Origin of the sequence: Streptomyces sp. NPDC127197, from assembly GCF_042672405.1 — a bacterium.
Classification (GTDB): Bacteria; Actinomycetota; Actinomycetes; order Streptomycetales; family Streptomycetaceae; genus Streptomyces; species Streptomyces flavusporus.
This window is the reverse complement of the sequence record NZ_JBHXVG010000025.1, coordinates 37173-56246: the sequence shown is the minus strand read 5'-3', so window position 1 is coordinate 56246 and position 19074 is coordinate 37173. Positions and strand designations below refer to the sequence as shown.

Annotated in this window: 14 protein-coding genes; 7 read left to right on the top strand and 7 right to left on the bottom strand. The window is 71.9% G+C overall.

Translation table 11 applies throughout. The annotated features are described in order from the left end of the window. Positions 1-147: 147 nt before the first annotated feature. A complete protein-coding gene (dapE, locus tag ACFVJQ_RS31460) occupies positions 148-1230 on the top strand; it encodes a succinyl-diaminopimelate desuccinylase (RefSeq protein WP_385789023.1) in 1083 nt (360 codons plus the stop codon). Between the two features lie 11 nt (positions 1231-1241). Here dapE and ACFVJQ_RS31455 read toward each other — a convergent pair whose 3' ends face one another. Then, positions 1242-2825: a PucR family transcriptional regulator gene (locus tag ACFVJQ_RS31455; protein WP_385788931.1), complete on the bottom strand. Its 1584-nt coding sequence runs from the start codon at positions 2823-2825 to the stop codon at positions 1242-1244. Between the two features lie 161 nt (positions 2826-2986). Between ACFVJQ_RS31455 and ACFVJQ_RS31450 the strand changes: the two genes are divergently transcribed. Further along, positions 2987-3865 (top strand): chorismate synthase, encoded by an 879-nt coding sequence (locus tag ACFVJQ_RS31450; RefSeq protein ID WP_385788929.1) that lies wholly within the window; start codon positions 2987-2989, stop codon positions 3863-3865. Next, positions 3862-4977, top strand: coding sequence for an o-succinylbenzoate synthase (gene menC, locus ACFVJQ_RS31445; RefSeq protein ID WP_385513889.1), 1116 nt, complete (start codon positions 3862-3864; stop codon positions 4975-4977). The genes ACFVJQ_RS31450 and menC overlap by 4 nt, the downstream gene beginning before the upstream one ends. Positions 4978-5040: 63 nt before the next feature. On the opposite strand, the gene ACFVJQ_RS31440 is transcribed toward menC, so the two are convergent. The 4 genes from ACFVJQ_RS31440 to ACFVJQ_RS31425 form a co-directional block, all read right to left on the bottom strand. Then, the gene (locus ACFVJQ_RS31440) at positions 5041-5583 is read right to left on the bottom strand and encodes an MOSC domain-containing protein (RefSeq protein WP_385513890.1); all 543 of its coding nucleotides are present in this window, start codon (positions 5581-5583) and stop codon (positions 5041-5043) included. 145 nt (positions 5584-5728) lie between these two features. After that, the gene (locus ACFVJQ_RS31435) at positions 5729-7708 is read right to left on the bottom strand and encodes an AMP-dependent synthetase/ligase (protein ID WP_385788927.1); all 1980 of its coding nucleotides are present in this window, start codon (positions 7706-7708) and stop codon (positions 5729-5731) included. Between the two features lie 100 nt (positions 7709-7808). Continuing rightward, the gene (locus tag ACFVJQ_RS31430) at positions 7809-9365 is read right to left on the bottom strand and encodes a von Willebrand factor type A domain-containing protein (RefSeq protein ID WP_385789021.1); all 1557 of its coding nucleotides are present in this window, start codon (positions 9363-9365) and stop codon (positions 7809-7811) included. Positions 9366-9544: 179 nt separating this feature from the next. Further along, positions 9545-10426 carry a helix-turn-helix transcriptional regulator gene (locus ACFVJQ_RS31425; RefSeq protein ID WP_385788925.1) on the bottom strand — a complete coding sequence of 294 codons (882 nt, stop codon included), beginning with the start codon at positions 10424-10426 and terminating at the stop codon, positions 9545-9547. Between the two features lie 171 nt (positions 10427-10597). Between ACFVJQ_RS31425 and ACFVJQ_RS31420 the strand changes: the two genes are divergently transcribed. The 3 genes from ACFVJQ_RS31420 to ACFVJQ_RS31410 all read left to right on the top strand — a co-directional run bounded on the left by ACFVJQ_RS31420 (position 10598) and on the right by ACFVJQ_RS31410 (position 12836). Next, positions 10598-11614 (top strand): zinc-dependent alcohol dehydrogenase family protein, encoded by a 1017-nt coding sequence (locus tag ACFVJQ_RS31420; protein WP_385788923.1) that lies wholly within the window; start codon positions 10598-10600, stop codon positions 11612-11614. Positions 11615-11649: 35 nt separating this feature from the next. Next, entirely contained in the window at positions 11650-12315 is a 666-nt protein-coding gene (locus tag ACFVJQ_RS31415) for an SDR family NAD(P)-dependent oxidoreductase (RefSeq protein ID WP_385513893.1), read from the top strand. 170 nt (positions 12316-12485) lie between these two features. Beyond that, complete coding sequence (locus ACFVJQ_RS31410) at positions 12486-12836, top strand: cyclophilin-like fold protein (protein WP_385513894.1); 351 nt, start codon at positions 12486-12488, stop codon at positions 12834-12836. Positions 12837-13285: 449 nt separating this feature from the next. Here ACFVJQ_RS31410 and ACFVJQ_RS31405 read toward each other — a convergent pair whose 3' ends face one another. Both ACFVJQ_RS31405 and ACFVJQ_RS31400 read right to left on the bottom strand, forming a co-directional pair. Further along, entirely contained in the window at positions 13286-15223 is a 1938-nt protein-coding gene (locus ACFVJQ_RS31405) for a zinc ribbon domain-containing protein (RefSeq protein ID WP_385788920.1), read from the bottom strand. A 217-nt stretch (positions 15224-15440) separates the two neighbouring features. Continuing rightward, positions 15441-16337: a DMT family transporter gene (locus tag ACFVJQ_RS31400; RefSeq protein ID WP_385789019.1), complete on the bottom strand. Its 897-nt coding sequence runs from the start codon at positions 16335-16337 to the stop codon at positions 15441-15443. A 494-nt stretch (positions 16338-16831) separates the two neighbouring features. On the opposite strand from ACFVJQ_RS31400, the gene ACFVJQ_RS31395 reads away from it, so the two are divergent. Next, positions 16832-18976 carry a glycoside hydrolase family 27 protein gene (locus tag ACFVJQ_RS31395; protein WP_385788918.1) on the top strand — a complete coding sequence of 715 codons (2145 nt, stop codon included), beginning with the start codon at positions 16832-16834 and terminating at the stop codon, positions 18974-18976. Positions 18977-19074 lie beyond the last annotated feature (98 nt).

Genomic DNA, 19074 nt, shown 5'->3' with positions numbered 1-19074 from the left:
GGCATCTTGGCCAATACGCACACCCCTCCCTACCCTCCCGTTCCGCATCATCAAGGGCGGAGTGGGAGCGGTGAGAGGAGTGGACGCGTGGACACGGTGCGGACGAGCCCGCGGAGGCCCGCGGGTGAGGTCACGGTTGCGGGCGGGCTGACGCGGCGGCGGGACGTCGCGACCTCGCTGAACCCGACCGCCGACCTGGTGGACATCACCCGTGCCCTGGTGGACATCCCGTCCGAGAGCGGCGACGAGGCACACCTCGCCGACGCCGTGGAGGCCGCCCTGCGCGCGTGCGCGCATCTGACGGTCGAACGCATCGGCAACTCCGTCGTGGCCCGCACCGAATCGGGCCGTGCCGAGCGGGTGGTCATCGCCGGCCACCTGGACACCGTCCCGGCCGCCGGGAACCTGCCGTCCCGGCTGGACGGGGAGCTGCTGTACGGGCTCGGGACGTGCGACATGAAGGGCGGCGTCGCCGTCGCCCTGCGCCTTGCGGCCACCCTCACCGCACCGGTACGCGACGTCAGTTACGTGTTCTACGAGTGCGAGGAGGTCTCCGGCGACCGCAACGGCCTGAACCGTATCGCCGCCGAACGCCCCGATCTGCTCGAGGCGGACCTCGCGATCCTCATGGAGCCGTCCGACGCGGGCGTCGAGGCGGGCTGCCAGGGCGTCCTGAACGCGGACATCACGGTGCGCGGCGAGCGGGCGCACACCGCCCGCTCCTGGATGGGCGTCAACGCCGCGCACCGAGCGGCCACCGTGCTCCAGCGTCTCGACGACCACACCGCCGAGCGGATCGTCATCGACGGCCTGGAGTACCGCGAGGGGCTGAACGCGGTCGCCGTCCGCGCAGGAGTGGCCGAGAACGTCGTCCCCGACACCTGCGTGATCACGGTCAACCTGCGCTTTGCACCGAGCCGTTCGGCCGGGCAGGCCGAGGCGTATCTGCGCGGCCTCTTTCCCGAGTACGAGGTCGAGGTCACCGAGGTCGTGCCGGGCGCGCTGCCGGGGCTCGGCCAGGGCCCGGTCGCCTCGCTCGTCGAGTTCCTGGGCGCGGCCCCCCGTCCCAAGCTGGGCTGGACCGACGTCGCCCGCTTCGCCGCGCTCGGCACGCCCGCGCTCAACTACGGACCCGGTGACCCGACCCTCGCGCACACCGCCGGGGAGTACGTGCCCGTCGGTCAGCTGCGCGAGTGCGAGGCCCGGCTCGCGGCCTGGCTGAGCGGCTGAGGGCCCGCGGGTCAGGCCCGGTCCGCGCCCCGCAGCCCGGCGAGGGTGCGCAGCTGCAGCCACAGCACCAACCGCTCGTCCGGGTCGTCCAGGTCGATACCGAGGTGCTGCTGTGCCTGCCTGAGGCGGTACCGGCAGGTGTTGGGGTGCACGGCGAGCAGCTTCGCCGCCCGCGCCATGTCGCATCCGGCGTCCAGCCAGCACACCAGGGTCCTGGCGTAGTCGGTGCCGTGCTCGGCGTCGTACGCCAGGACCTCCCGCCAGGCACCCGCCCTCAACTCCCGCTGCTCGCCGATGAGTTCACGCAGCCGAAGCAGGGTGACACGGGCGCGCACCTCGGTCACGGCGGCGACGTCCTCGTCCGGGCCGAGCACCCGCAGGACGAGGTCGGCGTCGTCCCGTGAGCCGCGCACGGCCGCCAGGTCCGGGACGATGTCGCCCAGCCCGGCCCGCACCGGCACCCGCAGTGCCCGGCCCGCACGCCGCACGATGTCCTCGGCGAGCCGCTTGTGCCGCTTCCCACCGTGTTCACCGGTCACCGGCAGCAGCGCGTACACGCTCCCGTCCACCAGCACGCACGCGTGCCGCCCGTACCGCGCCTCGCACTGGAGCCGTACCAGGTCGAGCAGCCGCAAGGCGGTCTGTTCCCCGTCGGGCGTTGACGCCGCGCCGTCGAGGGCGAAGGCCACGACACGGACCGGGGCGTCGGCGGCGAGGCCGAGGCGGTGCGCGGCGCCGGCGGGATCGGCGGTGCCGTCGAGGAGGCGGCGCAGCAAGTCGCTCGTCAGATGCCGGGACAGTTCCTCGCTCGCCCGGGCCCGCAGCAGGAGCAGGGCGGCCGTGGACGCGCCCTGCCGGAGGGCGTCCTCGGCGTCGGGGCCGAGGTGCCCGTCGTCGACGACCCACACCGACCCGAGCGTCTCGCCGCCCGCGCGGATCGCGACGGCGAGCCGCGGCAGCTCGTCGCCGTCGAGTGCGGCGAGGCGTACGGGTCCGGGGGCGGCGAACAGGAGGCGGTACTGCTCGGTGTTCTCGGGGCTGCTCGGCACCTGGCGGCCCAGGATGCCCTGCCGCCGGGCCTCGTCGACGACCTGCCCGGTGACGGTGGAGTAGGCCAGGATCCGCTGGCGGGCGTCCTCGACGACGGTCGCGCCGCCCACGGCCGCGGCCACCGCGTTGGCGAGCGCGAACAGGTCGCCGAAGGCGGCCCCGCCGGCCGCCGGGCCGGGCCGGGAACCGATCGCGGAGGCCAGCAGCAGATGGACGTGATGCCAGGCGGCGTCCTCGTCGACGGCGAGCAGCGCGAGGCCGTGGGCCTTCGCCGCCGCCACTGTGTCGGGCTGCCCGTCGCCGGCCCGTACGACGAGTCCGGCCATCCCGGCCGCCGCAGCATCGCGTGCCAAGGGCCCGACCTCGCCGGCTCGCGCCCCGACCGTCAGCAGCAGGGCACCGGGCGCGCTGCGCGGGAACGGGGCCCCGGCGTCGTACAGCAGGATCTCGGAGACGGGCGCGGTGAGGCCCGCCGGGGCGGTGAGCACACGGAGCATGGGCTCGCCGAGGGTGTCGAGAAGTTCCTCGAGGGTGCAGGCGTCCATGGGCGGGTCGGGCTCTCCGGTGGGGGACGGTCACATGGGGACGATCGGCGTTTTTACGGGACGGTGACCACGGTGGTCCTTGGCCGATCGCAACAGGACCGCGGTATCTCATTGTGCCTGACGACAATGGCCGCCGGGCTGTGGCCCTGGAGACTCAAGGCATGACAGCTGTGACGATCTCCGCCGCCGGTTCCGGGGCGGCGGCCGGTACGCCGAACGTGGGCGCCCTCGCCGACGCTGCGGCCCGTACCGCCGGGGTGACGGTCCGTACCGTGCACGACGTGGCCGGTATCCGTGCCGTGGCCGACTTCTTCGCCGATGTGTGGCAGACACCGCGCGCCACCCCGCCCTACCCCTCGGAGGTGCTGCACAGCCTGGTGCACTCCGGAGGCGCGGTGCACGCCGCGTACTCCACCGGGCCGTCGGGCGAACGGCTCGCAGGGGCGGCGGTGGCCGTGTTCGGGCCACCCGCCGAGCGGGACGTGTACTCGTTCGTGGCGGCGGCGACCGCCTCCGGCCGGGGCGTCGGCTTCGCGGTCAAGCAGGCGCAGCGGCTGTGGGCGCTGGAGCGGGGCGCCACCACCATGCGCTGGACCTTCGACCCGCTGGTCAGCCGCAACGCCCGCTTCAACCTGGTCAAGCTGGGCGCCGTCGGCAGCGAGTACCTGGTCGACTTCTACGGGCCGATGAGCGACGGCGTGAACAACGGTGACGAAAGCGACCGGCTCACCGTCGTGTGGGACCTGGTGACAGCGACCACCCGGACGGACGACCCCGCCGACGGCCGCTCCGCCGCCGACGTCGTTCGCCGGGCACCGGACGGCGGCCCGCTCGCCCTGCGCGACGCGGACAGGCTGTGGTGCCGCGTGCCCGAGGACATCGTCGCGCTGCGTGCCGCCGACCCGGCGCTCGCACTCGACTGGCGGCACGCCGTGCGCGAGGTGTTCACCGAGGCGTACCCAGAGGGCCTGCGCGCGACGGCCATGTCCCGCGACGGCTGGTACCTGCTGACCCGCCCGTCCCCCGAGGAGCAGGCATGAAGCTCGAACGCGTCGAACTGCTCCACGTCGCCATCCCGCTCGTCACCCCCTTCCGCACCTCCTTCGGGACGATGACCAGCAAGGACACCTTCCTGCTGCACGTGGTGACCGACGAGGCCGAGGGCTGGTCGGAGTTCGCTGCCGACCCGGAGCCGCTGTACTGCTCGGAGTTCGTCGCCGGCGCCGAGATCGTCATCCGGGACTTCCTGCTGCCGCGCGTCGCCGCCCTGCCCGAGCCGACGACCGCGGCCGTCGCCCCCGCCATGGCCTCCGTCAAGGGCCACGAACTGGCCAAGGCCGCCCTGGAAACCGCCCTCCTGGACGCCGAACTGCGCGCCTACGGCATGTCATTCGCGACCTTTCTCGGCTCGGTCCACGAACGGGTGCCCGCCGGGGTCTCGGTCGGCATCAAGAACTCCGTACCCGAACTGCTCGACGACGTCGAGCGGTACCTCGCCGAGGGCTACATCCGCATCAAGCTGAAGATCGAGCCGGGCTGGGACGTCGAGCCGGTGCGCGCCGTACGCGAACGCTTCGGCGACCGACTCCCGCTCCAGGTCGACGCCAACACCGCCTACACGCTCGCCGACGCCGAACACCTGCGCAAGCTCGACGACTTCGGGCTGCTGCTGATCGAGGAGCCGCTGGAGGAGAACAACCTCCACGCCCATGCCCAGTTGCAGAAGCGTCTGGCCACCCCGGTCTGTCTCGACGAGTCGATCCACTCCGCGCGCGACGCGGCGTCCGCGATCGCGATGGACGCCTGCCGGGTCGTCAACGTCAAACCGGCCCGCGTCGGCGGCTATCCGGAAGCCCGTCGCATCCACGACGTGGCCGCTGCCCACGGCGTGCCGGTGTGGTGCGGCGGAATGCTGGAGACGGGCATCGGCCGCGCCCCCAACCTGGCGCTCGCCGCCCTCCCGGGCTTCACCCTCCCCGGCGACACCTCCGCCTCCAGCCGCTACTTCGCCGAGGACATCACCGAACCGTTCGTCCTCCAGGACGGCCACCTGCCCGTACCCACCGCCCCGGGCATCGGCATCGACCCGCTGCCGGACGCGCTGGCCCGGTTCACGACGGCGACCCGGGAGTTGTACGCGGGACGGTGGTGACGGGGGTGTCGGCGTGTGACGCCGCAGAAGGCAGGATGTGACATGGCCTGCCCGGCAGGCCGGTCAGACCCGGTCCAGGGGCCGGTGCGGACCGCTGGGAAGTTCCGCTTCGATCGTGTCGCCAGGGCGCACCACGCCACCTTCCCTCACGATGCTCATGATTCCGGCTTTGCGTACGATGTTCCCCGCCTCGTCTCGGCCGACGACCTGCTTCAGCAGCCCGTCCTGGAAGGTGTCGATCTGCAGGCAGGGATTGCGGAGGCCGGTGACCTCCAGGACCGCCAAGTCGCCGATGCGCAGCAATGTGCCGACCGGCAGACCGAGCAGATCGATGCCGCGCGTGGTGATGTTCTCGCCGAGTGCGCCGGGCGCCACCTTGAACCCCTCTTCGCCGACCTCGGCAAAGAGCTCTTCATGAATGAGGTGGACCTGGCGCAGATTCGGCTGGGTGGGATCCTGCGCGACGCGCGAACGGTGCTTGACCGTCACACCGGCGTGCACGTCCCCCTCCACACCGAGCCCGGCGAGCAGTCTGATGCTGTCCCGGTTCGGCTTGGTGAACGAGTACTCCCCGTTGCTGCTCACCGCCGCCACTCTCCCGCTCATACCTCGGAACCCCCCTCTTCAGTAACGATGATCAGCCACGAGCCTAACCCTCGCCCCTCAAGGCGCAGGCAGCCACGACCAGTCGTGGGTGGGACCGTTGGCGCGGGGCCTCGTCTGTTCGCAGTCGCCTGGGGCCGGGTAGGTCTCAGCGTCCTCGGCGCCGGGCTCCAGATGCAGGGCCACCGGCTTGGCCGTCGTCTCCGCCCTGAGGTTGGTACAGCGCCTCGATCTGCTGCGCGTACGCTGCCAGCGCCACCTGGCGTTTCACTTTCATGGACGGGGTCAGCAGCCCGTTCTCCTCGGTGAACTCGCCTTCGACCAGGGTGAAGGCGCGGATCGACTCGGCGCGTGAGACGGCCTGGTTGGCGTGGTCGACGGCCTTCTGGACGTCGGCGCGCATCCGCGGGTCGCGGACGATCTCGGACATCGGGGTGTCGGCGGGCAGTTTGCGAACCGCGAGCCAGTGGGTGACGGCCTCGGGGTCGAGGGTGATGAGGGCGGCGACGAAGGGGCGGTTGTCGCCGACGACGAGGCACTGGCCGACGGGCGGGCGGCTGCGCAGGCGGTCCTCCAGGACGGCGGGGGAGACGTTCTTGCCGCCGGAGGTGACGATGATGTCCTTCTTGCGGCCGGTGATGGTGAGGTAGCCGTCCTCGTCGAGGGCGCCGAGGTCACCGGTGGCGAACCAGCCGTCGGTCAGGACGGCGTCCGTGGCGGCCGGGTTGTTGAGGTAGGAGCCGAAGACGATGCCGCCCTTGATGAGGACCTCGCCGTCGTCGGCGATGCGGACGGCGGTGCCGGGGACGGGGAGGCCCACCGTGCCGGGGCGGGGTCCGAGGGGCGGGACGATGGTGGCGGCGGCGGTGGTCTCGGTCAGGCCGTAGCCCTCGTAGACGATGATTCCGGCAGCGTAGAAGAACAGGTTGAGGTCGCGGTCGAGCGGGGAGCCGCCGCTGATGGCGTAGCGCATGCGGCCGCCGAGTTCCTTGCGGACGCGGCGGTAGACCAGCAGGTCGTACAGGGCCCAGGCGGCGTACAGGCCGGGGCCGGGTCCCTTGCCCTTGCCGAGGAACCTGTCGAGGTACGCCTCGCCGAAGCACACTGCGATCCGGTGCGCACGGTCGAAGGAGGCGCCGCGGCCGAGCTTCTCCGCGGTGGCGCGGCCGGTGTCGTGGATTTTCTCGAAGAGGTAGGGGACGCCGACCAGGAAGGTCGGGCGGAACTCCTTGAACGCCGGGCGGAGGTCGTCGGGCTTGATGCTCGGGCAGTGGCCGATCTCGATGCGGGCCATCAGACAGGCGATCTGGAGGGTGCGGCCGAGGATGTGGGCGAGTGGGAGGAAGAGCAGGGTGGAGGCGGTCCGACCGGTGAGATCCCTGAACATGGGGTGCAGCAGCTCGACCGTGTTGGCGGCCTCGGCATGCAGGTTGGCGTGGGTGAGGACGCAGCCCTTCGGCCGGCCGGTGGTGCCGGAGGTGTAGCAGACGGTCGCGGGGGTGTCGGGGGTCAGGGCCGTACGGCGCTTGGTGACCTCCTCGTCGGGGACGTCCTGGCCGAGAGCGGTGAGGTCGTTGAGGGCGGCCGCGTCCAGTTGCCAGATGCGCGGCGGCTGGTGGTGACCTGCCGTGCCGGTCGTGACGGTCGTGGCGTTCTCGGCGGTTTCCGTGATGACGAAGCGGGTGCCCGAGTCGCGGATGATCCACTCCACCTGTTCGGCGGAGGAGGTGGCGTAGACCGGGACGGTCTGGCCGCCGGCGGCCCAGATCGCGAAGTCCAGGACCGTCCACTCGTAGCGGGTGCGGGACATCACCGCGACGCGCCCGCCCGGTTCGAGACCGGCGGCGATCAACCCCTTGGCCACGGCGGTGACCTCACGGGCGAAGGCCGCCGCGGTCACGGGCTGCCAGGCCCCGTGCTGCTTGCGGCGCAGGACCACGGTGTCGGGGGCCTGGGCGGCGTTGGTGAACGGGATGTCGGCGGTGCTGCCGGTCGCCGCCCTCGGCGCGAGGGGCGCCGCACGGACCTCGCGTACGACCCCGTGCTCGTCCCTGATGATCTCGGCCTTCGTGCGGGTCGCCAGGTCGGTGCGCTGCTTCGCCCGCTTCAGATCCCTGCGTACGCCCATGACGGCTCCCGGTCGCGGCTGAGGACGACGTGCTGTCGTCCGTACTTACTCCAGGGTCAACTTACTCGTGCGTAAGGGAAGGTCAATGGGTCGGTCCGGTTCAGCTCATGTGGCTCGCCGTCTCTATCGCGTCGGCCAGTTGCCGCACGTCCTCGTCCTCCGTCCTGTACGCCAACGTGTGCGCCCGCTCTGAGAGTTCGTCCAGATACGGGGCGCCGGGCAGGGAGCCGTAGCGGTGGTCGGAGGAGCGGCGGAGAGCGTCGGCGAAGTAGGCGGCCGTGGCCGTGACCTGGAGGCCCCGGCCGGCGCTCCAGACGGAGTCGTTGAGGGCGCCGGCCTCCAGGTCGCCGGACTCCTCGTGCGGAGCGCGTGTGTCGGGGTCGAGCCAGCGGACGGTGGCGGTGGCGAGGTGGCCGTCGGCGCCGGACTTGGTGCGCACCGCGTACAGGGCGGTGACGGTGTGGCCGGGGCCGACTTCGCCGCCGTCCACGCTGTCGTCGCGGAAGTCGTCGTCGGCGACGTGGCGGTTGTCGTAGCCGACGAGACGGAACTCGGCGACCGTCTCGGGGTCGAAGGCGACCTGGGCCTTGGCGTCGCGGGCCGTCAGTTCGATGTTCTGCGGGAGCTGTTCGCAGAACACCTCGCGGGCGTCCTCGGTGTTCGACACATAGACCGTGTGGCCGTCTCCCCGGTCGGCGAGGCGTTCCATCAGGGCGTCGCCGTAGTCGCTGCCGACTCCGACGCCGAAGAAGGTGATGCCGTGCTCGCGGCGTTCAGTGGCGATCTGCTCGAGGATCGCGTCGGGGTCGGTGTCGCCGGTGTTGGCGAGCGCGTCGGAGACCAGGACGACCCGGTTGGTGGCGCCCTCGCGCAGACCCTCGACCGCGGTGGCGTATCCGGTCTCGACGCCCGCACCGAGGTTGGTGGACTCGGCGGGCTCCAGACTGTCGATGACCTCGTGGATCTCGCCGCGGTGGCCGTCCAGGCGCGTCATGGGGAGGACGGTCTCGGCCTCGTCGCTGAAGGTGACGATCGCGACCGAGTCGTCGTCGCGCAGCCGGTCCGTCATCACCGACAGGGACTGTTGGGCGAGGTCGAGGCGGCCCGGTTCGGCCATGGAGCCCGAGATGTCGATGACGAAGGTCAGGGCGGCGGGCGGGCGTTCACCGGTCTGTTCGGCATGGCGCGTGGCGAGGCCCACGCGGATCAGGGACCAGTCCTCCTCGTCGGTGCGGGCGCCGTCGACGGTGACCGTGAAGCCGTCGCCGTCGGGGCGTTCGTAGTCCTGGCGGAAGCTGTTGACGAACTCCTCGGGGCGGACAGTCGACGGGTCGGGCAGCCTGCCCTCGGCGAGGGCGCGGCGGGCGTATCCGTAGGAGGCGGTGTCCACGTCGAGGGCGAAGGTGGAGAGGTAGTCGGGGGAGGGGGCGACCTCACGGGAGCTGGTGTCGTCCTGCTGTTTGCCGGTCCCCTGGCTGCGGTCGGGGGCGGGCAGCGGGGCGGGGAAGCCGGAGTTGTGCCCGCTCGCGTCCGAGGCGCGGCTGTTGTCGCCGGTGCCGCTCGCGCCGCAGCCGGTGAGCAGCAGGCCGCCCGCCGCCGTGAGCGCGAGCAGCGTGCCGCGCAGCCGCCGTGTCCGGTGGCGCTCGTACCACTCCATCATCCGTGCCCCCTCGGTCCGTTGACGTCGACGTCTGTCGACGTGGCCTTCTGTGACTGTGACGGCACAGGGCACCGGAACGTGCGACACGGGGTGTTGCAGATGCGTCTCGAAGCGGCCACGGAGGCGGCCCGTCCTACGCCGGGGCACGGGCCCGATGCACCGACCGCCGGTCGCCGTCAGGTGAGGGAGGGGGAGGCGGCCAGGTTCTGGTCGGCGGCCCAGGAGGCGAGGATGCGCAGCCGTTCGTGGGTGGGGGAGCCGGGCGCGGCGGTCCAGACGGTCAGGTGCTGGTCGGGATCGGTGTTGGCGGTGAGGGTGTCCCAGTCCAGCACGAGTTCGCCGACGACCGGATGGTTGAGGGTCTTCGTGCCCACGGTGCGGGCGGCGACACGGTGATCACCCCACCACCGGGCGAACTGCTCGTCGCGCATGGACAGTTCACCGACCAGTTCGATCAGGCGGGGGTCCTCGGGATACTGCGCGGCCTCCATCCGCAGCTGCGCCACGGAAATCTGCGCGGAGGCCTCCCAGTCGGCGTACAGGGTGCGCATGGCCGGATCGGTGAAGATGAGCCGCGGGTAGTTGCGGTGCTTTTCCGGGATGCGGGAGAAATCGGTGACCAGGGCGGCGGCCAGCGCGTTCCAGGCCAGGATGTCCCCGCGCCGGCCCTGCACGATGGCCGGGGTGGCGGTGAGGTCGTCCAGGACCCGCTGCAGTTGCGGCTGGACCTGCTGCCGGCCGCGGCGCCGGGTGCGGGTGGTGGTCTTGCCCGCGAGCTGGAAGAGATAGGCCCGCTCGTCGTCGTCCAGGTGCAGTACCCGGGCCAGCGTGTCCAGCACGGGCGCGGATGCCTGCATACGGCCCTGCTCGAGCCGGGTGTAGTAGTCGATGCTGATGCTGGCGAGCTGGGCGACCTCCTCGCGGCGCAGTCCGGCCACCCGGCGGGGCCCGCCGGTCTCGGGCAGTCCGACGGTGCGCGGGCTCAGCTCCGAGCGGCGCTTCTTGAGGAATTCTCCCAGCTCGTTGAGGGGAACATTGCCGGTCATGTTCCCCAGCATGACACCGATCCCACCCGGGAAAGGGGGGAGAGTTTTCTCCCAGGATGTTTCCCTCCCCGGATGCATTTCTCCGCTTTTCGTACCTGCCTTCAGGTGTGAGTCTCGACCGTGAGCAGCCATTCCTGACACCGGCCGCGGCACGCCGACCCTCGCACTGAAAGAAGCACCATCATGCGCGGAGCAGTCATCCACGCCCCTGGCGACGTACGTTTCGAGAATCTCGACGACCCGCAGATCATCCAGCCGACCGACGCGGTCATCCGCACGGTCGCCACCTGCGTGTGCGGCTCGGACCTGTGGCCGTACCGCGGCCTGGAACCCATCGGCGACCCACACCCGATGGGGCACGAGTACGTCGGCATCGTCGAGGAGGTCGGCAGCGAGGTCACCTCCGTCAAGCCGGGCCAGTTCGTGGTCGGCTCCTTCGCCACCTCGGACAACACCTGCGCGAACTGCCGTAACGGCTGGCAGTCCAACTGCCTGCACCGCGAGTTCATGAGCACCTGCCAGGCCGACTACGTCCGCATCCCCAACGCCCACGGCACCCTCGTCGCCACGGACGACCACCCGGCCGACGAGTTCGTGCCCGGTCTGCTCGCCGTTTCCGACGTGATGGGCACCGGCTGGTACGCCGCCCTCGCCGCCGAGGTCAAGCCCGGCTCGACCGCCGTCGTGGTCGGCGACGGAGCGGTCGGCCTGTGCGGCGTCATCGCCGCGCGCGAGCTCGGCGCCGAGCGGATCATCGCCATGAGCCGCCACGCCTCCCGTCGGCAGCTGGCCCTCGAGTTCGGTGCCACCGACATCATCAGCGAACGCGGCGAGGAAGGCATCGCCCGCGTCAAGGACCTCACCGAAGGGATCGGCGCCGACTCGGTGCTGGAGTGCGTCGGCACCCCGGAGGCCATGCGGCAGGCCCTGTACTCCGCCCGGCCCGGCGGCAACGTCGGCTTCGTCGGCGTCCCGCACGATGTGGCGATCGACGGCGAGGAGCTGTTCTTCTCCCACGTCGGCCTGCGCGGCGGCCCCGCACCCGTGCGCCGCTACCTGCCCGACCTGATCGACCGGGTCCTGTCCGGCCGGATCAACCCGGGCAAGGTCTTCGACCTCACCCTGCCCCTGGAGCAGGTCGCCGAGGGCTACAAGGCGATGGACGAGCGACGCGCCATCAAGGCTCTTCTGACCCCCTGATCGCACACGAATCCCCTCCAACGGAAAGAATCACCGTGACCACCTTCGCTCTCGTCGGCGCCGGGCCCGGCCTCGGGCTGGCCACCGCCCGCCGCTTCGGAGCCGCCGGCCACACCGTCGCCCTCGTCTCCCGCAGCGCCGCGCACCTGGAGGAGCTGGCGGCCGAGCTGGCCCGCGACAACGTCCAGGCCCAGGGCTTCGCCGCCGACGTCCTGGACCCCGCATCCCTCACCGCGGCCCTGAGGACGGCGTCCGACGCCCTCGGACTCATCGAGATCCTCCAGTACAGCCCCGTGCCCCGCCCCGACTTCATGCAGCCGGTCCTCGACACGAGCGCCGACGACCTCGAGGCGCCCCTGGCCTTCTCCGTCAAGGGCCCCGTCACCTGTGTGAACGCCGTCCTCCCCGGCATGCGCGCCCTCGGCCGCGGCACGCTGCTGTTCGTCAACGGCGGCAGCGCCGTACGCCCCCACCCCGACCGGGCCGGCACCTCGATCGCGTTCGCCGCCGAAAGCGCCTACGCCCGTATGCTCCACGACGCCCTCGCCCCGGAGAACATCCACGCCGCCCAGCTGATCATCCCGGGCGCCATCCGGCCGGACGCCGAGCACGGCAGCCCCGACGTCCTGGCCCGGCGCCTGTACGACATCCACCACAAGCGGGACGGCTTCCGGCACTACGCCGAGCCCATGCCCGACTGACCTCTGGACGTCCCATGACCCCGGCCGCCCTCGCCCGTGCGGTCCCGGCCGCCGCCCTGCTGCTGGCCGTGACCGCCTGCACTCACGACTCGCCGCCGCCCTCAGCGCCTGCACCACGTGGGACATCGTCAGCCCCGGAACCCACTGCACCCTCCGGCAGGACCAACGCCATGAACATCCGCCTGGCCATCGACGGCCACCCCGTCGACGCCACCCTGAACGACAGCGCCACCGCCCGCGACTTCGCCGCTCTGCTTCCGCTCACGCTGAATCTGAGCGACTTCCACCAGACCGAGAGGATTGCTGATCTGCCTCGCCGGCTGTCCACCTCCGGCGCGCCGGAAGCAGCCGCAGCCAAGGCCGGTGACCTGGCGTATTACGCGCCCTGGGGCAACCTGGCCATCTACTACCGTGACGGCGGCTCCAGCGACTCCGGCCTGGTCATCCTCGGCCACGTGGCCGCCGGTGACACCGAGCGGCTCGCCACCGCCGACAAGGTCACCATCGAAGCCGCCTCCTGAGTCGGCCGATCCGACATGGTCGCCTTCCGCTCCGCCTGGGCCGCCGTCCCCGCAGCCGGTCTGGCACTCGAAGTCGTAGAGGGCGCAGCCAGGTTGCGGGGTCGGATCGCTCGTCGGGTCGTTGGTGGCCGCGGGCGGTAGACACCGACGAGGAGAGGTGAGCCCGGCGGGGTTCAGCCGGCGGCGGCTTGGAGCAGCGGATGTACGCGCAGCGGCGAGTCGTAGTTCGCCCGCGCCTCCGTCGGCACCTTCACCTGCTGAGCCACGTACTCCATCGCGGCGGCCGGTGCCTCCTTGGTCCGTATATGGCGTCGTCAGAGAGATGCTGAAGCGATCAACACCCGTGGCCGCTGCCGCCGCAGCGCCGGGACGGCACTCGTGCTCTTGGTGACCGCCGTGACACTGGGGTTACGAGGCACAGTGGAGGAAGGCCCGCTCAGGGAGCGTCTCTAACCGGCTTGGGTTTCCTGGATGATCCCGGGTGTTCGGGAGTGTTCAGGGGGTGGGTGACTCGTTCCGGCCCGCTGTCGGGCGGGGGTGGCGTGGGCGTGGCGGTGGAAGCCTGCCCCGAGTCCGGCCCCGTCCGGCTGATGCCGTGCGGGGGTGCCGATCGCGTTCGGTCCCTGCTGCCGTGAACACCGCCGGCTGCGGTGGGTCGGGTGCGTGGGGGTCCGCCCCGCCGGACGCTTGCCACCCGGCCGCGCCCTTGTTGGGGCACGGGTCTCGGGTGGGGCGGGGACCCTGCGCCGCTTCCCGGGCACGGGGCGGTTGTTCGTAGGGCCGCTCTTGGTGCGGTCCCGGGTCTGCTGCCGGACCGCGCTGGCGCGGTCCAGGGCCTCAACTACCGCGCGGATCACGAAGACTCTGGCGGCCCGGTCGAGACAGGTCTGGTGCTGGTGGGTCAGGCCGCGGGCACCGATCCGCTGCCAGGCGGCGATATCCCGGCCGGTGCTGTATCCGCAGGCCTGGTTCGGGCAGGTCGCCCAGGCCCAGCCGGTGGCCGGATCGTTGGGGGCTTTGTGGTGGCGGAACGCGGTCAGGCATCGAGGGCAGTACTTCGACGTGCCCCGCGGCGGGACGATGACCACCGCGATCCCCCGGGTGGCGGCCCGGTGGCGGGTATGGGCGGTGAGCGCGCCGCGCACCGTCTGCGACAGCCGGGTGTTCAGCGTGCGGCCCCTGCCCCGCGCCTCCATGTCGCGGAGGTTTTCCAGGTAGATGACCGAGGCCCCGGCCGCGATCGCGTGATCGACCATGAAGCGGGCCGCTGCCCGGGCCAGCGCCGCGTTCAGCCGGGTACGCCGCCGGGCCACCCGCTCCCGCTCGGCTTGAAGGGCGGCGAGCTTCGCCACCAGATGCGGGTCCGGGCGCATCCCGCGCTCTTGCCGGGAGGTGATCAGGGTGCGGAGTTGGTCGATGCGGGCGCCGATGTGCTCACCGTGGATGCGCAGCCGGTCGGCCTTGGCCAGCACCCCTGCCGCGCGGAAGTACACCGGGCGCCCGTCGGTCACCACCCGGGGGTGGGTCTCGTCGGTGAGGCGGAGGGTGCCGCCGGTGAGCAGGGTGTTCAGTCCCCGGTCGAAGGCCACCGCGGTGCGGTGGCCGGCCCGCTGCGGCTTCGGGGCGGCGAGCGCGTAGGGCAGGTCGATCAGGAGCCGGCCCTGGCGGATGCGCAAGGTCGGCGGACACAGGGCGGCAGTGGCGGGCAAGTGGGGTGGCAGCCGGAAGCGGATGCGGACCGGATGCCAGTCGGCACGCGAGGCGGGGGCGGGCCGCACGGGCAGGCGCAGGGTCAGCACCGCGTAGCGGAACGGGTCGTCCGGGCAGCGTTCCAGGGTGGCGAGCTGCTGGTCGGCCGCCGCGAGCACCACCTGCCCGCCCGCGCCCGGAGCCGACTCGCACTCCGTCACGTCCACCGGCAGCCGCCCGTGGTGGGCGTGGAAGGCGGCGATCTGCCGGGTGCGGGCCAGCAGTACCCCGCTCGCCACCGCCTCGCCCTCGGGCAGGGCGGTGCGCAGGGCGTCCCACTCGGCCTCGGTGCGGCGGGTGGGGTCGGCGGGCCAGGTCGCCAGGAGCGCGGCGGTGATCTGGGCGCGCCACCAGGCCGAGCGCAGCACCCGCCCGGCCTGTTCCTGCGCGATCCGCACCACCCGGTCCGGCACATACACCCCCTCCGGCACCTGCACTGCCCAGCCCAGGCGGCGTAGTGCCATCCACCCCTGCGACGGCAACCGGGCCCCCGACCGGTCGGCGCCGGAGGCGAGCCGGGCCAGATCGGCTCCGTTCCAGTGCTCCTCGACCACGCCCGCCGCCAGCGATCCGACCAGAGCGGCCAGCCAGCCGGCCCGCTCCACCAGAGCCGCCTCGCCGAGCTGCTCCCCGCTCACCGCATCCACACCCCCGCAGCGCACGGGCGCAGGCCGCCGCGACCTGCTGCACCTCCCCCTCACCCACCACGACCCTGCGCCGCACCCCACCCACCCCTCACGCGCCTCACCCTGCTCCCGGCCCGACGACCAAACCCCCGTACGGGTCACGCACTCCCGTGCACCCCATCCGCGAAGCGCAGGAAAACCCAGGACGACCAGGCCGACCGGTCAACTGTTAAACACCCTCCGCAGTCCGGTGCTCCTCGTCCGGCGCCACCAGCGACTGGGTGAGTGGAATCCGCGACAGCGCGAGGACTCCCGTGGCGATCAGCGCGACACCGAACAGCTGGGGCAGAAGCCACCACCCGGAGCGGATCTCCTCCTCGTACAGCGTGATGCCGAGTGCGAGGCTCACCATCGCGTCCCCGAGGGTGAGGGCAGGCTGCGAGGCGACCAGCGGACCGGCCTGCATCGCATTCTCCAGGAGGAACAGCGCGCACACGCCGGTGGCGGCGAATGCGTAGGTCTGCCAGGCGGAGAAGAAGCCCACGAGCCCCTGCTCGTCGAGGATGTGCGTGGAGGCCTTCATCAGCGCCGCGGTCACCGCGTAACTGATCGCTGTCGCGGCCCCCAGACAGGCGGCCCGGGCGCGGCCCTCCGGGCGCCGGAGGGCCGCGAGAGCGAGCGCGACGACCGTCCCCATGCACACGGCGAGGGCGGGAATCCAGCGGTCCAGCGTCACATGGGTGCGATTGCCGGTGGGGGACGCGGCGGCGAGCGCGACCGCCAGCCCGGCCACCACCAACGTCACGGCCAGCCAGCCCGTGCCCGGCAGATGCCGGTGCATCAGGAACGAGGCGACGATGAGGGTGAGCGGCAGCTCCAGCACGAACAGCGGCTGCACGATCGTCAGCGGCCCGGTCGCCAGCGCCAGCGCCTGGCAGACACCGGCGGCGATCACCGCGAGGATGCCGGACAGCCAGACGGGCCGCCGCAGCAGATCGAGCATCAGCCCGGCCCGGAACCCTTGGGAGCGCGGCACGGTGAGCGCCGCCTTGCGCTGCAGCACCGTCGCGACGGCGTTGCTGAAGGCCGCGCAGAGAGCGAAGACGATGGGGAGCAGGGTGTGCAGCGTGGCCACCTCCCGGATCGGCGGGCCTGTGACGCCGGCTGTGCCTCCTCCTGCCATGGTCGCCTCGATGCGGTCACGAGCGCGATCGGAGCACCGGGGCTGGGGACCATTGATCACCGGCCGACAACGGACGCGGGCGTGCGGAGTCGTGCACGGGCCCCGTCGGCGCTGCTGCGGCTGAGAGGACCGTGCCCATGCGCGTGCCGAGGCCCGAGCGCACGAGGATCGTGCACCGCGCCATCCGGGTGACGGCGGTGGCTCCGACGCTGTGATCACACCAGCCACACCATGATGACAACGTTGCCGAACACTGCACCGCCAACCTGGTTCCGTCAAGACCTTCAGCTCGCCACACGACATGTTTCTTTAAATTAGTAATAAATATTGACAGGGTTTCGGCCTCGGGACACAGTCTTCGCCGTGACGCCGTCGGCCCCAGGCATCCGCGCGGCCCGCGTCACCTCCTCCTGCTTCCCAACCTCCGGGAGAGGCACGTGACTTCACGCCCACCCGCACAACGAACCCGACACCGGCAGGCCGCCCGGCTCGCCCTCGCGGCGGCGATCGCCGTGGTCCTGACCGCGTCGGCCGTCCCCGCCGCCACCGCGGACACCGCCGTGGACCAGGGAGCGCCCGCGTACTACGACAGCGGTCTCGCGCCGACGCCGTACATGGGCTGGAACACCTACTACGGGCTCGGCGCGCCCACCGAGAAGGAGGTCCGCGCCGTCGCCGACAAACTCGTCAGCAGCGGGCTGCGTGACAGCGGCTACGACATCGTGTGGCTGGACGGCGGCTGGCAGGCCGACAACCCCCGTGACGCGCAGGGGCGGTTGGCGGCCCACCCCGACCGCTTCCCCTCCGGCATCCCGGCCCTGGTCTCCTACCTCCACCGGCGCGGACTGAAGGCCGGCATCTACACCGACGCCGGCACCTACGACGGCGGCAAGATGTGCGGACTCGGCAGTCGCGGCCACTACCTGGAGGACGCGCGGCAGTTCGCCGAGTGGAAGATCGACGCCATCAAGGTCGACTTCCTGTGCGGCATCAGCGAGAAGCTCGATCCGGGGCCCGCGTTCAAGGAGTTCAGCGACGCCGTCGCCAAGTCCGGGCGCAGGATGCTGCTCAACCTGTGCAACCCGCTCACCGACGACTGGGGCCTGCCGCACACGCCCGAGCAGGACGCGCACAACACCTACGCCTACGCCCCGACGATCGCGGACTCCTGGCGCACCGGCACGGACATCGCCTGGGGCACCCCGAGCCCGGGCCAGTGGCCCAACGTGCTGCGCAACATGGACGCCAACGCCTGGCACCCCGAGGCGCAGGGCCCCGGCCACTACAACGACCCCGACTACCTCATCCCCATGCGCCGTATGACGGACGGCGCCCTGGAGCTGACGGAGGAGGAGTCGACCACGCAGTTCGTGATGTGGGCCGAGATGGCTTCGCCGCTCGTCCTCGGCTCCGACCCCCGCACCCTGCCCGCGTCGATGATCGAGACGCTGCGCAACCCGGAGATCATCGCCGTGAACCAGGACCCGCTCGCCGTCCAGGGCGTCCGGGTGGCCACCGACTCCGTCGGCGACGTCTACAGCAAGGTTCTCGCGGGGGACGGCCGGCGCGCGGTCGTCCTGCTCAACCGCTCCGACCGGCCGGCCCTTCGCACCGTGAACTTCGCCGATGCGGCGCTGGGCGGGGCGGTCAGGGTGCGCGACCTGCGGGCCCGTGCCGATCGCGGCACGCACACCGGGTCGTACACCGTGGAGGTGCCCGCCCACGGCACCGCGTTCCTCAAGCTCACCGGCGAGGACACCCTTCCCGGCACGAGCCTGGGCGAGAAGGCCACCGCGAGCCCGGCCGTCGTGCGCGACGGTGACACGCTGACCACGTTCTTCCGCGGGCCGCGCGGAAACCTCGTCCAGCACACGGCGGCCGCCGACGGCAGCGTGCGTACGAAGGACCTCGGAGGCCCGGCCAGGGGGAAGATCCTCGGCCAGCCGGCCGCCTATGCCTCCGCCGGTGGCCGGATCGACGTCTTCGTGCGCGGCGCCGACTCCCGGGTGTACCGGCGGGTGTTCGCCGGCGGACGCTGGGGCGACTGGCAGAGCCTGGGCGGGCAGGTGACCGACGCGCCGTCGGTGGCGTTCACCGACCCCGCGCACTGGACCCTCGTGGCGCGCGGGGCGGACGGGCGGATCGTGCAGCGTGGGCCGTCGACCGGCTGGTCGTCGCTGGGTGCGCCGGGCGACCGTGCGACGTACGGCAGGCCGTCCGCCGCCGTCGACGCGCAGGGGCGCGTCCATGTCGCCGTACGCACCTCGGCGGACGACATCTGGACGCGGTCGCGGGACGCCTCGGGGGAGTGGTCGCAGTGGTCCTCCCTCGGCGGGACCGTGAGCGGAAGTCCGACCCTCGTCACCGCGGGAGACGCCGTGGTGCTGTACGCGCGGGCCGGCGACTACACGCTCTGGCAGCGACGCTACGAAGGCGGTGCCTGGCAGGGCTGGACGAAGCGGCAGGAATTCCCCAGCGCAGCCTTCGAGGGCGCGCTCGGGGCGGTGGCGGGGCCCGACGGTGCGGTCGACGCCGTGTTCCGCGGGGTGGACGGAGCCGTCCACCGGACCCAGTTCCAATAAATTAGTAATTAATCTTGACGTGGCGGAAGCGCCACGCGAACCTGGATCCGCCGCGAGCGGGCCCGGCCGTCAGGAGGGCCGGGCCCGCCGCGCGGATC